The organism is Arthrobacter sp. GW460-12-1-14-TSB2 (genome assembly GCF_059423525.1).
On sequence record NZ_JBWKYC010000014.1, the window covers coordinates 75,449 to 89,061 of the forward strand.

The window sequence follows — 13,613 nt, forward strand, 5'->3', positions numbered from 1 at the left end:
CCATCAACCCTTGACGTACGGTATGCCGCTGGCGGCCGGAGGCCTGGAGCGGCCCACGAGTCCGGCCACGGCAAGCACCGTCACCAGGTACGGCAGCATGGCCATGAACTGGCTCGGAACGGGCGTGCCGATGATGGTCACGATGCTCTGCAGGTTGTCCGCGAAGCCGAACAGCAGCGCGGCGAAGAAGGCACCGATCGGGTTCCACCGGCCGAAGATCAACGCGGCAAGCGCGATAAAGCCGCGTCCGCCCGAAATCTCCTTGGTGAAACTGTCGATGGCCACCAGGGTGAAGAAGGAACCGCCAATGCCTGCAACTGCACCGCCGAGGGTGACGTTCCAGAAGCGGGTGGCGTTGACCTTGATGCCCATGGTGTCCGCCGCCTGCGGGTGTTCCCCGACAGCCCGGACCCGCAGGCCCCACTTCGTCTTGAAGAGGCCGATCCACACCACGATGACCGCAATGTACATCAGGTACCCCACGACGGACTGCTTAAAGAGGATGGGGCCGATCACCGGGATGCTGGACAGTACGGGGATGTCGATGATGGGCAGCCGGCCCGGCGAGTTGAACTGGGCCTTGTCGGCCTGCATCACCGTGCTGAAGAGGAAGCCTGTCAGGCCGGAGACCAGGACGTTGAGCACCACGCCCACGATGATCTGGTTGACCAGGTATTTGATGCTGAAGACTGCCAGCACCATGGAGACAACGGCGCCGGCCACTGCCGCTGCCAGCAGCCCGACGAGGGGGCTCTTGGTCAGCGTGGCCACCATTGCGGCGGTGAATGCACCGCCGAGCAGCTGGCCCTCAATGGCGATATTGACGACGCCGACGCGTTCGCAAAGAACACCGGAAAGGGAGCCGAACACGAGAGGGACCGCGAGGGTCACGGAACCGGCGATGAGCCCGGCAAGCGAGATGCTCGGCGTGCGGGCGCCGCCCACCACCCAGATCAGGAACGCTGCCACGAAGAGCACGATAAAGACGATGGGCAGCCAGCCGGGAGAGGCCTCGTTCCGCGTCTTGAGGTACACGGCATAACCGGCCAGGCCCAGCATCAGGACCGACAGGACGATTCCGCCTAGGAAGGCTGGCACTTCGATGGCCGGAAGCTGGAAGAAGTCGCCGCTTGAGGAGATCCCGAACCTGGCCGTCTGGTTGGGTCCCATGACACCGAAGAAGATGAAGGCGACGACGCCGAGCACGGCAAGCAGGACCGGCACCTTCCAGGTCACGGGCTTTGCCGAAATGGCGGGGGCTTTCTCGCTGGCCGACTCCGGTGTTCCCGGCTGCGGTTTTCCCTGCTGCGGCTTTCCCGGAACGGGCGATGTTGCTGTTGTGCTCATGCTGCACCTCCGGTGGTGGCTGCCTTCTTGGACTTACCGGCCGTTGCGGCCTTCTTCTTGCGGGGATTGAGCCCGAAGAGGGCACGCACCAGCGGCGGAGCCGCGATGAACAGAACGATCAGGGACTGGACCACGAGCACAATGTCGATCGGGGTTCCTGTCTGGATCTGCATCTGCACCGCCCCGGCGCGGAAGGCGCCGAACAGAAGCCCGGCAGCGAAGGTGCCCCACGGCGTCGAACGTCCCAGGAGTGCAACGGTGATGGCATCGAAACCGTAGGTTGCCGCAACGCCGTCGGTGAGGACCTTTTCGGTTCCCGCGACCTGCGCCACGCCTGACATGCCGGCAAGGGCACCGGCGATCCCCATGACCAGGACCGTGGCCCGGGGCACGTTGATGCCCGCAGTCAGAGCCGCTTTGGGGTTGGCCCCGACTGCGCGGAATTCAAAGCCGACGGTGGAGCGGTTGAGCAGCCACCAGACAAAAACGGTGGCGGCGATGGCCAGGAGAAAGCCCAGGTGGAGCCGGTACTGCGTACCGAGGATCTGCGGATAAACGGCGCTGGGATCCAGGATCGGCGAGATGGGGTTGGACTCCCCCGGCCGCTGGAAGGCCGGCGTGTTCAGGAGGTAGCGCAGGAAGTACAGGGCGATGTAGTTGAACATGATGGTCAGGATGACCTCGTGGGCGCCGGTGCGGGCCTTCAGCAGGCCCACGAGTCCGCCCCAGAGGGCACCGCCCACGATGCCGGCAATGAGGACCAGCAGCAGGTGCAGGCCCAGCGGCAGGTGCAGCGCGAAGCCGACCCAGGCGGCGAGGATGCCGGCCATGATGATCTGTCCCTGCGCACCGATGTTGAACAGGCCCGCGCGGAATGCCAGTGCGACGCCGAGGCCGGCCGTGATCAGCGGAGTGGCGATGGTGAGGGTTTCCATCAGCGGAGCAAACTGCACAGCGACGCTGGAGCCGCGGGGGTTGAACACCGAGCCTTGGAACAGCGCGACATACGAACGGGTCGCGGCAGTCCAGACGGCCGAGAGGAAGTCCGAGGGGCGGGCAAAGAGGTAGCTCGCGGTGGCGCCCACCTGCTTGTCCGTGCTGGCGATGAGGAGTCCGCCGAGGATCAGGGCAAGCAGGACGGCGAGCACCGACACGATGCCGCTGCCGGTAAAGATCCGCCGGACCAACGTGTCCGCACCGCCAGGAACAACGCCGCTCTGGGCCGAGACGGGAACTGCCGAGGGCTGCATCGCGCCGCCGGCTGTGTCCAGTGCGGTCGCGGCTGCTGCGTCTTCGGCCGGCGTCTTGGGTCCGGGTGCAGCGGTTTCCGGTGCAGTGTCTTCCGTTGCCCGGCTTTCCGGTGCCCGGCGTTCCGGTGCCCGGGTGGCCGGGCTTTCCGTTGTATTTTCGTCAGCCACGTGCTTGGGCTGGTCCTGTTCACTCATGGTCGCCTCCTTCGGCACCGGAGGTGGAAGTCTGTACGGGCGCGTGGGCGGAGTCCGCGTGGGCGGTGTCCGCGTGGGCGCTTTCCGGGGAAAGCCCCGCCATCATCAGGCCCAGGACGTCGCGGCCGGTGCCTGCGGGCACGATGCCCACCAGCTTGCCTTTGTAGAGCACGGCGATTCGGTCCGCGAGTTCGATCACTTCATCGAGTTCGGTGGACACAATCATGACCGGAGTGCCCCGGTCGCGTTCGGCCACGATGCGTTTATGCAGGAACTCGATGGATCCCACATCCACGCCGCGGGTGGGCTGGGAGGCGATGAACAGCCGCAGCGGCCGGGACAACTCCCGGGCCATGACCACTTTCTGCTGGTTCCCGCCGGAAAGCGTTCCCGCGGCCAGTGACCCGGAAGGTGTCCTGACGTCGAACTCGTCGATCCGGGACTTGGCGTTTTCCAGGATCCTGGCCGGGCTCATGCTGATGCCCTTGGCGTAGGGAGCCTGGTCGTAAAGGTCCAGGACCAGGTTCTCCGCGATGGAGAAGGTGCCGATCAGCCCGTCAACGGTCCGGTCTTCCGGAACGAAGCCGACGCCGGCCCGGAGTACTTCCTTGACGCTGTGGCCCAGGAGCTCCTCGCCGTCCAGCAGGATTGATCCGTGGCAGCGTTCCTGCAGGCCAAGGATGGCTTCGGTGAGTTCTGTCTGGCCGTTGCCCTGCACACCTGCCACGGCGAGGATTTCGCCGCGGGCGATGTCGAAACTGATGCCGTCCACCACATGCTGGCCGGTGGGGGCGATCACGGTGAGGTCCTTGACCTGGAACGTGGTTTCCTGCGGCTTCGCCGGGGCCTTGTCCAGGGTCAGGTTCACTGCGCGGCCCACCATCATGGAGGCAAGCTCGGTGGTGGACGCGCCGGGATCTGCAGTGCCCACCACTTTGCCGCGGCGGATGACCGTGATGGTGTCGGAAACAGCCTTCACTTCGCGGAGTTTGTGCGAGATGAAGACGATCGAGGTGCCGTTGCTTTTCAGCTGGCGCATGATGTCCAGGAGTTCGTCGGTGTCCTGCGGTGTCAGCACGGCGGTGGGTTCATCGAGGATGAGCACCTTTGCATCACGGACCAGTGCCTTGATGATTTCCACTCGCTGCTGGACGCCCACGGGGAGGTCCTCGATCAGGGCGTCGGGGTCGACGTCGAAACCGTATTTGTCGGAGATTTCCTTGATCTTCCGGCGGGTGTCGTCCAGGTTGAGGAAGCCGCCGGCTTTGGTGGTTTCGGCGCCGAGCGCCACGTTCTCCGCAACAGTAAACACGGGAACCAGCATGAAGTGCTGGTGCACCATGCCGATGCCGGCAGCCATGGCATCGCCCGGGCCGCGGAAAGTGACGGCCTTGCCATCCACCAGGATTTCGCCCTCACTGGGCTCGTAAAGTCCGTAGAGGACATTCATCAGCGTGGACTTGCCAGCGCCGTTTTCACCAAGCAGGCAATGAATTTGCCCGGGTTCAACAACCACATCGATGTGATCGTTGGCAATAAGGGAGCCGAAGCGTTTGGTGATCCCTCTGAGTTCAAGTTTCAAAACTCTGACCAATCTCGAAGCGTCCGGAAAATGTGCCCGGACGGGATATGTGGCTGCAGCACCAGCCTAGTGCCTGCAGCCCTTGGCGGAGCGGGCGGCGCTCCTCGGAAAAGCTGACGCCCAACGAAAAGCGCCACCGCCCGGAAGTCAATGACCAACCGGGTGGTGGCGCTTTGCGTAGGAAGTTAGGCCTTCGGGCTCGCTGCCGACTCGACCTTCAGCTTGCCGTCAACGATGTCCTTCTTGATCTGGTCCAGTTCAGACTTCAGCTCCGCGGGAACCTGGGACTCCAGGGCGTGGAACGGAGCCAGCTGGACGCCGTCGTTGGCGAGCGTGCCGACGTACGGCGTGTTGGTGAACTTGCCGTCCTTGTCTTCCTTTACAACAGTCTCAACAGCCTCACCCATCTGCTTCATGACTGAGGAGAGCATGAGCTCCTTGTAATCCGGAGCGGTCAGGAAGCCGTCCGAGTCAACCCAGATGAGCTTGACGTCCTTGCCTGCGGCCTTTGCTTCCTTCAGCGCGGCGCCTGCGCCCTTGCCCACGGGGCCGGCAACGGGCATCACGATGTCGGCGCCCTGGTCCAGGAAGTTCTGGGTCAGCTGCTTGCCCTTGTCCTGCTTTTCGAAGTCACCGGTGAAGCTGCCGTCCTGCTTGGCCTTGTCCCAGCCAAGGACCTTGACGTCCTTGCCCTTTTTCTCGTTGTAGTACTTGACGCCATCGGCGTAGCCGTCCATGAAGATGGTGACGGTGGGGATCTTAATGCCGCCGAAGGTGGCCACCGTTCCGGTCTTGGTGGAGCCCGCAGCCAGGTACCCGGCGAGGAAGGCGGCCTGGGCGGTGTCGTAGATGATCGGCTTGACGTTGCTGATGGGGGTCTCGTAGCCGAAGTCGATGATGGCGAAGTGGCTGTCCGGGTTGGCCGTGGCCTGCGCCTTGGTGGCGTCGCCGAGGAGGAAGCCGACGGTCACGGTCAGGTCGCAGCCTGCGGTGACCATGGCGCGGAGGTTCGGCTCGAAGTCGTTGTTGGTCTTTGATTCGACCTGGTTGACCTTGATCCCGAGGTCCTTCTCAGCCTTCTTGAGGCCTTCATAGGAGGACTGGTTGAACGACTGGTCGTCGAATCCGCCGGAGTCGGACACGATGCAGCCCGTGTAGTCACTTGCGGTGGCGCTTGCGGTGCTGCCGGCTTCCGGGGCAGCCCCGCAGCCGGTCAGCAGGAGAGCTGCCGCCCCGGCGGTGGCGACGCCGGTCATTGAACCGCGCTTGAGGGTTGCACGCAGTGAGTTCTTCAATTTTCCTCCAGGAACAAAGAGATAGGCGCTACGACGGGTGTTCAATGAGTGTCCGTTTCGAATGCTCCACACTGAAATTCTGTTTTCACTGATGGGTTCGCAGCACTGCGCCGAGGCGCACTGATGACAGTTACTTTAGTGGCCTGGAACACGTCCGGGTACCACAGGGGCACCCGGACGCGGAGATCGTTGAGAACTTGTTACCTACCGGTAGCCGCTACCGCAAGTCATGTCCATTTCCTAGAGCCGGACCAGCATCTTCCCGGTGTTGGCGCCGTCGAGGAGGTCCATGAAGGCCTGCGGGGCGTTTTCGAGGCCATCCACTACCGTTTCGTCGTAGCGGACGGTACCGTCAGCCACCCAGGCGGACACGGTCCCCACGAACTCGGCCATGTGCTGCCAATAGCCGCCGACAAGGAATCCTTTGAGCGTGAGCTGCTTGCCGATGGCCAGCATGAGGTTCCGGGGAGCGGGTGTCGGTTCCGTCGAGTTGTACTGCGCAATGGCGCCGCACATGGCCACGCGGCCGCCGACCGTGAGCGCGGACAGCGCCGCTTCCAGGTGTTCGCCGCCGACGTTGTCGAAGTACACGTCAATCCCGCGCTCCCCGGCTGCTGCCGCGAGCTGCGCGGCAACCGGGCCGTCGTTGTAGTTGAACGCGGCGTCGAAGCCGAGCTCCAGCAGGCGCGCCACCTTTTCCGGCGACCCTGCGCTGCCAATAACCCGGGAAGCACCCATCGCCTTGGCGATCTGCCCCACGAGCGATCCGACGGCACCTGCTGCCCCCGAAACGAAGACCACCTCTCCGGGCTTGAACTCCGCGACTTTCAGGAGGCCTGCATATGCCGTCAGGCCCGTCATGCCCAGGGCGCCGAGGAACGCTGATGCCGGGGCCAGGTCGGTGCGCGCCAGGGACGTGGCGGCGGCGTCCAGTACGGCGTATTCGCGCCAGCCGAGGGAATGCACGACGACGTCCCCCACCTTGCGTTCATCCGATCGGGTCGCGATCACCTCACCGACGGCGCCGCCGTCGAGCGCTGCATCAAGCGCAAACGGTGCCGAATACGACTTGACGTCGTTCATGCGGCCGCGCATGTAGGGGTCGACGGAGATGAACTGGTTGCGGACCAGCACCTGGCCGTCCTGCAGTTCCGGAAGGTCGGACTCGGCCAGGCGGAAGTTTTCCGGGACGGGGCGGCCGTGCGGACGGGACGCCAGCTGGATTTCGCGGGTGGTGCGGGGAAGGGTTGCGGTGTTGGCGCTCATGCGGCCACCTCCAGGATCTTGATGTCGACGTTGATGTTGCCGCGGGTGGCATTCGAGTAAGGGCAGATCTGGTGTGCCTTGGCCACGAGGGCCTCCGCCGTCGCCAGGTCCAGCGCAGGCAGGGCGATTTCGAGCTCAGCGGCCAGGCCATAGCCCACGCCGTCCTCGAGCGCGCCGAAGTGGATCTTGGCTGCCACCGCGGAATCCGTGAGGTCGGCCTTTTCCTTCCGGCCCACCAGTCGCAGGGCGGAGTGGAAGCACGCGGCATAGCCAGCGGCAAAGAGCTGTTCGGGGTTGGTGCCCTGGCCGTTGCCGCCCAGTTCCACCGGGCTGGCCAGGGTGACGTCAAGCCTGCCGTCCTTGGTGCGGGCGTTCCCGTCCCGCCCTTCGCCCGAGGCGAGTGCTTCAGCTGTGTAAAGAGTCTTCACGTGGTTCCGTTTCTGTTGGGATGAAAATTTCCGGCTGGCCAGTGTCCACCAGGCGCTCGGCCGGGGTTCAAGCTGGGTTCAAGCTGGGGTCAAGCGGAGGAATGGAGCGCGGCCGTAAGCCGGCCCAGGGTCTCCCGGAGCTGGTCGAGCTCTGCCGCGGACAGGCCGGCGGCGTCTGCGAGCTGCTGGGGAATGGCGTTGGCCCGGGCGCTGAGCGCAGCGCCGGAGTCCGTCAGGAAGACCTCCACCCGCCGCTCGTCCTCGGTGGAACGCCTGCGCTCCACCAGTCCCAGCGACTCAAGCCTCTTCAGCAGCGGGGACAGGGTGCCTGAGTCCAGGCCCAACTCCTCCCCCAGTTCCCTGACACTGCGGGGCTGGTCCTCCCAGAGCACCAGCATGACCAAATACTGCGGATAGGTCAGGCCCAGCTGGTCCAGCATGGGCCGGTACACGGCAGTGGCCGCCTTTGACGCGGAGTACAGGGCGAAGCACACCTGCCGGTTCAGGCGGGGCGCGTTGAGTCTGGGAGCGTCGGTCATGAATAAAACGATATCGCACAATTAGATTGTGCACAACTCATCTGCGGCGAAGAGAGCGCGAACTGGCACTTCCGGCCCCGCAGAAGCACGAACGGACAGTTGAGGCCCCGGGTCCGGGGCCTCAACTGTCCGTTCGCGCTGCGGGGCGGGGGGCTTAAGTGTCCGTTCGCGCTTCGGGGGTGCGGATTTAGAGGTCGCGGATGGTGCGGAGCGCTGCGGCGGTCAGGACCTGGATGCCGTAGCCCAGTGCACGCTCGTCGAGGATGTAGTCACCCCGGTGAAGGTCGTATTCCTCACCGCCGGGCGTTTTGGTGCCAAGCCGCATCATCGCGCCGGGAAGCTCGGCCAGGAACCAGGCGAAATCCTCTCCGCCCATGGACTGGGGCGTGAGCACGACGGCGCTTTCGGCGATTTCGGCGCGGGCTGCCGCTTCGATGAGCGCGGTTTCATGCTCGGAGTTGACTACCGGCGGAACACCGCGGGTATGCTCCAGCCGGACGTCCACGTTGTAGGGCGCCGCCACCTGGTGGACCACTTCATCTAGGAGTTCCCCGGCGCTGTGCCAGGCGTCGCGGTCCAGGCACCGCATGGTCCCTGCCATGTAGCCGGTGCCGGGAATGGCATTGGGTGCCGAGCCGGCCGAGATGTGCCCCCAAACGACGGAGACGCCGCTACGGACATCCACCCGGCGTGACAGAACGGCCGGAACGTTGACGGCGATCTGCGCCAGCGCGAACACGAGGTCCTCGGTCAGATGCGGCCGGGAGGTGTGGCCGCCGCGTCCGGAAAGCTCGATCCTGATGGTGTCCGAGGCTGACGTGATGGCACCGATCCGGGTGCCGATCTTGCCCACGTCGATTCGCGGGTCGCAGTGCAGGGCCAGGATGCGCGGCACGCCCTCGAGCACGCCCTGTTCGATGCAGGAATGCGCTCCGCCGGGCATGGTTTCCTCGGCGGGCTGGAAAATGATCCGGACCGTGCCGCCCAGCGGGGATTCCTGGTGCATGCGGTGCAGCACCAGCGCGATACCGAGCATGGTGGTGGTGTGGACGTCGTGGCCGCAGGCGTGGGTGACGCCGTGGTTCTTGGACGCAAACGGCAGCCCTGTTTCCTCAATGATGGGGAGGGCATCGATATCGCCGCGGAGTGCCGTGGCAATAGGGCCCTCACCGACGTCGACCGTGAGGCCTGTGCCTTCGAGCCGGCGAGGTTTGAGCCCTGCCGCTTCGAGCCGGTCCGCCAACTTGTTCGTGGTCCGGAACTCCTTGAAGGACAGCTCCGGATGCGCATGGAGGTCACGGCGGAAATCGATCAGTTCCGGCAGCAGCGGCTCCAGCCACGGCCCCACGAGGGCGGTGGGCTCGGTTTCAGTAGTGTAATTGCGCACGAAACAACTCTAGCGAGGCTGCTCCGAATACCAGCATCAGTGTCGGAGGTTACGGATCCGGGAGCCGGCTCCCGGCGCCGGAAACGGCTCAGCCCAGGCTTTCCCGCGGTGGGGAAGGCCTGGGCCGGGTCCGAGTTAGAGGACGTCGGTGTCGCCGCTGGCCTTGAGCGCGTCCACGGCGGCTTTAACCCGCTGGGAGTTCGCCATAGTGGTGACCAGCAGGGCATCCGGCGTGTCAACAATGACGACGTCCTTGATGCCGATCAGTGCAATAACGCGTTTGGTGTCCGTAACAACCACGCCGCTGGCGTTTTCGGTAAAGACGCGGGCACCTTCGCCGAGGACAGTGACATCGTCCACTTCCCTGGCACTGTTAAGCCGGCCCACGGACGCAAAGTCCCCGACGTCGTCCCAACGGAAAATGCCAGGCACGACGGCGACGTCCCCGGCCGCCGCGGCAGGCTCCGCCACCGCGTAGTCGATGGCGATCTTCGGAAGCGTGGGCCAGATGCGGGCCGTGACCTCGTCGCGTTCGTCAGTGTCCCAGGCCTGTGCGATCTCCGTGAGCCCCTTGAAGAGTTCCGGCTGGTTTTCTTCGAGGTGTTTCAGCATGAGTGACACGGGCGCGACGAACATGCCCGCGTTCCAGACGTACTCTCCGCTGTCGACATACTGCTGGGCGACTTCCTCGCTGGGCTTTTCGACAAACTCCACCACGGCCTGCGCGCTCGGGGCGTTCTCGATGGACAGCTTCTGGCCCGCACGGATATAGCCGAACCCGGTGGACGGGTGCGTGGGCTTGATGCCGATGGTGACGATCTTGCCGGACGCCGCAGTGTAGATGGCCTCACGCACGGCGTCCTGGAAGAGATCGTCCGGGCTGATCACCTGGTCCGCGGCGAAGGACCCCATGATGGTCTCCGGGTCCCGCTGGTACAGGATGGCCGCCGCGAGGCCGATGGCCGCGCCGGAGTCCTTGGGCTCGCTTTCCAGCACGAGGTTGGATTCCTGGACCTCGGGAAGCTGGCCGCACACCGCGCTCCGGTGGGCCACGCCGGTAACAACCAGCACGCCTTTGCCGGCAAGCGGCTCCAGGCGGTCGTAGGTGGCCCGCAACAGCGTGCTGCCTGAACCGGTGAGGTCGTGAAGAAATTTCGGGGCTGCTGCACGTGACAGGGGCCAGAGGCGGGTCCCCACTCCGCCTGCAGGAATTACCGCAATAAAACGGTCCAGCGGTGAATTCCGGCTTGTCACTATGTCTGTAGTCATCAAGGCCTACTTTAGCCGACCACCACGCGGATACCGGCAGATGCCGCCCCTCCGCGCCCCGCCGACGGCCATAATGTGGCGTTCGTCTCAAAAATGCGCAAAAACCGCGCGGGGAGGCGTCACCTAGGAGTTCCTGAATTGAATAAGCTGTGAGCGAAGCCTAGATTTAGGCTTGAGCTTACGAGTGCTCTCGCAGCAGGCGTTCCCCCCGCGTGGATCCCATGCCAGCGCCGCTGTGTTGCAGGGAGGTTTATTCAGTGCCGACAAAACCAGCTGGCACCTTGTACCGCGGCCGTGAAGGCATGTGGTCCTGGGTTGGACACCGCATTACCGGTGTAGTGATTTTTTTCTTCTTGTTGGTCCATGTGCTGGACACCTCATTGGTGCGCGTGTCCCCAGAGGCATACACCGCCGTGATCGGCGCCTACAAGAACCCCCTGATGGCCCTGGGTGAAACGGGCCTCGTCGCAGCGATTGTTTTCCACGCCTTCAACGGCCTTCGGATCATCGCCGTCGACTTCTGGAAGAAGGGCGCGAAGTACCAGCGCCAGATGCTGTGGACGGTCCTGATCCTCTGGGTCATCGTCATGGTGGGCTTCTCCATCCGCCACCTTTCCCTCGCCTTCGGAGGTCACTAAGCCATGACTGCAACCATTCAGAGTCCCCGCAGCGGAAAAGACGGCGGGAAGCCGGGCGCAGGATTGATTGCCCCCAAGTACCGCCGCAGCGGTGCCTCCAGGGGCAACTTCGAAATGGCGGCCTGGCTGTTCATGCGGCTTTCAGGCGTTGTCCTGGTGGTCCTGATCTTCGGGCACCTTTTCGTTAACCTCCTGGTGGGCGAAGGCATCCACGCCATCGACTTCGGTTTCGTGGCCGGCAAGTGGGCCGATCCCTTCTGGCAGTTCTGGGACCTGGCCATGCTCTGGCTGGCCATGCTGCACGGCACCAACGGCGTCCGCACCATCATCAACGACTACGCCGAGAAGGACTCCACCCGCTTCTGGCTGAAGATCGTCCTCTACGCCGCAACAACCGTCATCATCATCCTGGGCACCCTGGTGATCTTCACCTTCAACCCGTGCCCGGTGGATGTCAACGGCGTACCGCTGCCCGGCGGCTTCTGCCCCGCAGCCTAGCGGCACCTTCCCTTCCGGGGGATCAGCTGTGCCCGCGCTGAGCGGGTCAACGGTTTTACGGTGCGGGCTCCGCCCGCCCGTGGTTTTATAGCGAATTTTGAGAGAAAGAGCATCTGGTATGCAGGTCCATAAGTACGACGTCGTCATCGTCGGTGCCGGTGGCGCTGGCATGCGCGCCGCGATCGAATCCGGTCAGCGCGCGCGCACAGCAGTACTGACCAAGCTCTACCCCACCCGCTCGCACACCGGTGCGGCGCAGGGTGGCATGTGTGCGGCACTGGCCAATGTCGAGGAAGACAACTGGGAGTGGCACACGTTCGACACGATTAAGGGCGGCGACTACCTGGTGGACCAGGACGCGGCCGAGGTCATGGCGAAGGAAGCCATCGACGCCGTGCTGGACCTGGAGAAGATGGGTCTGCCGTTCAACCGCACGCCGGAAGGACGGATTGACCAGCGCCGCTTCGGCGGCCACACCCGTGACCACGGCAAGGCTCCGGTCCGCCGGGCCTGCTATGCGGCTGACCGCACGGGCCACATGATTCTGCAGACCCTGTACCAAAACTGCGTCAAGCACAACGTGGAGTTCTACAACGAGTACTACGTCCTGGACCTCCTGACGGTCGAAGAGGACGCGGTCCGCGAAGACGGCACGCCCTACAAGCAGAAGCGTGTTGCGGGCGTCGTGTCCTACGACCTTGCTTCCGGTGAACTGCACGTGTTCCAGGCCAAGTCCGTGGTGTTCGCCTCCGGCGGCGCAGGAAAGGTCTTCAAGACCACCTCCAACGCGCACACCCTGACCGGCGACGGCATGGGTATCGCGTTCCGTCGCGGCATCCCGCTGGAGGACATGGAGTTCTTCCAGTTCCACCCGACCGGCCTTGCCGGGTTGGGCATCCTGCTCTCTGAAGCAGCCCGCGGCGAAGGCGCCATCCTGCGCAACTCCGAGGGTGAACGCTTCATGGAGCGCTATGCCCCCACCATCAAGGACCTCGCACCCCGTGACATCGTGGCCCGCTCCATGGCCAACGAAGTCCGCGAAGGCCGCGGCTGTGGACCCAACAAGGACTACGTACTCCTTGACCTGACCCACCTCGAGCCGGCGCACATCGACGCCAAGCTGCCGGACATCACCGAGTTTGCCCGCACCTACCTGGGTGTGGAGCCGTACACGGAGCCGGTTCCGGTGTTCCCGACGGCCCACTACGCCATGGGCGGCATCCCCACGAACATCACCACCGAGGTCCTGCAGGACAACGACACCGTGGTGCCGGGCCTCTACGCGGCCGGTGAAGTGGCCTGTGTTTCGGTCCACGGCTCCAACCGCCTGGGCACCAACTCGCTGCTGGACATCAACGTGTTCGGCAAGCGCGCCGGCATCGCCGCTGCGGAGTACGCCAAGACAGCTGACTTCGTGGAGCTCCCGGCGGACCCGGAGGCGTACACCATCGAACTGCTGGACATCGCCCGCAACGGCACCGGCGACGAAAAGGTGGCCGTGATCCGCAAGGAACTCCAGGACACCATGGACGCCAACATGCAGGTGTTCCGCACGGCAGACACGCTGAACCAGGTTCTCAAGGACATCGAGTCCTTCGAGGCGCGGTACAAGAACATCAGCGTCCAGGACAAGGGCAAGCGCTTCAACCTGGACCTCCTCGAGGCCGTTGAGCTGGGCTTCCTGCTGGAACTGGCCAAGGTCATGACGGTTGCTGCCCTGCACCGTGAAGAGTCCCGCGGCGGACACTTCCGCGAGGATTTCCCGGAACGTGACGACGAAAAATTCATGAAGCACTCCATGGCGTACAAGGACGACCACGCCCCGGCGGACGGCTCTGCAGAGGCAATCGCCGGCATCCGCCTGGCCACCAAACCGGTTGTCTTTACCCGCTACGAGCCGATGGTGAGGAAGTACTAAG

General features: G+C 64.3%; 12 protein-coding genes. 3 read left to right on the forward strand and 9 right to left on the reverse strand.

The genetic code is table 11. The features are described from left to right. Window positions 1–3 precede the first annotated feature (3 nt). From AC07YR_RS16345 to AC07YR_RS16385, 9 genes are all read right to left on the reverse strand, one after another. Window positions 4–1,347 (reverse strand): ABC transporter permease, encoded by a 1,344-nt coding sequence (locus AC07YR_RS16345; RefSeq protein WP_436057013.1) that lies wholly within the window; start codon window positions 1,345–1,347, stop codon window positions 4–6. Next, window positions 1,344–2,792 (reverse strand): ABC transporter permease, encoded by a 1,449-nt coding sequence (locus tag AC07YR_RS16350; RefSeq protein ID WP_494734576.1) that lies wholly within the window; start codon window positions 2,790–2,792, stop codon window positions 1,344–1,346. Before AC07YR_RS16350 ends, AC07YR_RS16345 begins: the two co-directional genes overlap by 4 nt. Beyond that, window positions 2,785–4,374, reverse strand: a complete 1,590-nt coding sequence (locus AC07YR_RS16355; RefSeq protein WP_494734577.1) for an ABC transporter ATP-binding protein — start codon at window positions 4,372–4,374, stop codon at window positions 2,785–2,787. The genes AC07YR_RS16350 and AC07YR_RS16355 overlap by 8 nt, the downstream gene beginning before the upstream one ends. 185 nt (window positions 4,375–4,559) lie before the next feature. Next, complete coding sequence (locus AC07YR_RS16360; RefSeq protein WP_494734578.1) at window positions 4,560–5,669, reverse strand: BMP family lipoprotein; 1,110 nt, start codon at window positions 5,667–5,669, stop codon at window positions 4,560–4,562. A gap of 240 nt (window positions 5,670–5,909) precedes the next feature. Continuing rightward, window positions 5,910–6,935, reverse strand: coding sequence for an NADP-dependent oxidoreductase (locus AC07YR_RS16365; protein WP_494734579.1), 1,026 nt, complete (start codon window positions 6,933–6,935; stop codon window positions 5,910–5,912). Then, window positions 6,932–7,363, reverse strand: a complete 432-nt coding sequence (locus tag AC07YR_RS16370; RefSeq protein WP_043479330.1) for an organic hydroperoxide resistance protein — start codon at window positions 7,361–7,363, stop codon at window positions 6,932–6,934. Before AC07YR_RS16370 ends, AC07YR_RS16365 begins: the two co-directional genes overlap by 4 nt. Window positions 7,364–7,452: 89 nt before the next feature. Further along, complete coding sequence (locus AC07YR_RS16375) at window positions 7,453–7,902, reverse strand: MarR family winged helix-turn-helix transcriptional regulator (protein WP_436057008.1); 450 nt, start codon at window positions 7,900–7,902, stop codon at window positions 7,453–7,455. Between the two features lie 187 nt (window positions 7,903–8,089). Then, entirely contained in the window at window positions 8,090–9,289 is a 1,200-nt protein-coding gene (locus tag AC07YR_RS16380) for an amidohydrolase (RefSeq protein WP_055804160.1), read from the reverse strand. Between the two features lie 135 nt (window positions 9,290–9,424). Next, window positions 9,425–10,558, reverse strand: coding sequence for a mannose-1-phosphate guanylyltransferase (locus tag AC07YR_RS16385; protein ID WP_436057007.1), 1,134 nt, complete (start codon window positions 10,556–10,558; stop codon window positions 9,425–9,427). A gap of 257 nt (window positions 10,559–10,815) precedes the next feature. Here AC07YR_RS16385 and sdhC point away from each other — a divergent pair, with 257 nt between their 5' ends. From sdhC to sdhA, 3 genes are all read left to right on the forward strand, one after another. After that, a complete protein-coding gene (gene sdhC / locus AC07YR_RS16390; RefSeq protein WP_081818859.1) occupies window positions 10,816–11,196 on the forward strand; it encodes a succinate dehydrogenase, cytochrome b556 subunit in 381 nt (126 codons plus the stop codon). Window positions 11,197–11,199: 3 nt separating this feature from the next. Further along, window positions 11,200–11,694, forward strand: coding sequence for a succinate dehydrogenase hydrophobic membrane anchor subunit (locus AC07YR_RS16395; protein ID WP_436057006.1), 495 nt, complete (start codon window positions 11,200–11,202; stop codon window positions 11,692–11,694). A gap of 118 nt (window positions 11,695–11,812) precedes the next feature. Further along, window positions 11,813–13,612 (forward strand): succinate dehydrogenase flavoprotein subunit, encoded by a 1,800-nt coding sequence (gene sdhA, locus AC07YR_RS16400; protein WP_436057005.1) that lies wholly within the window; start codon window positions 11,813–11,815, stop codon window positions 13,610–13,612. The last annotated feature ends 1 nt before the right edge of the window (window position 13,613 follow it).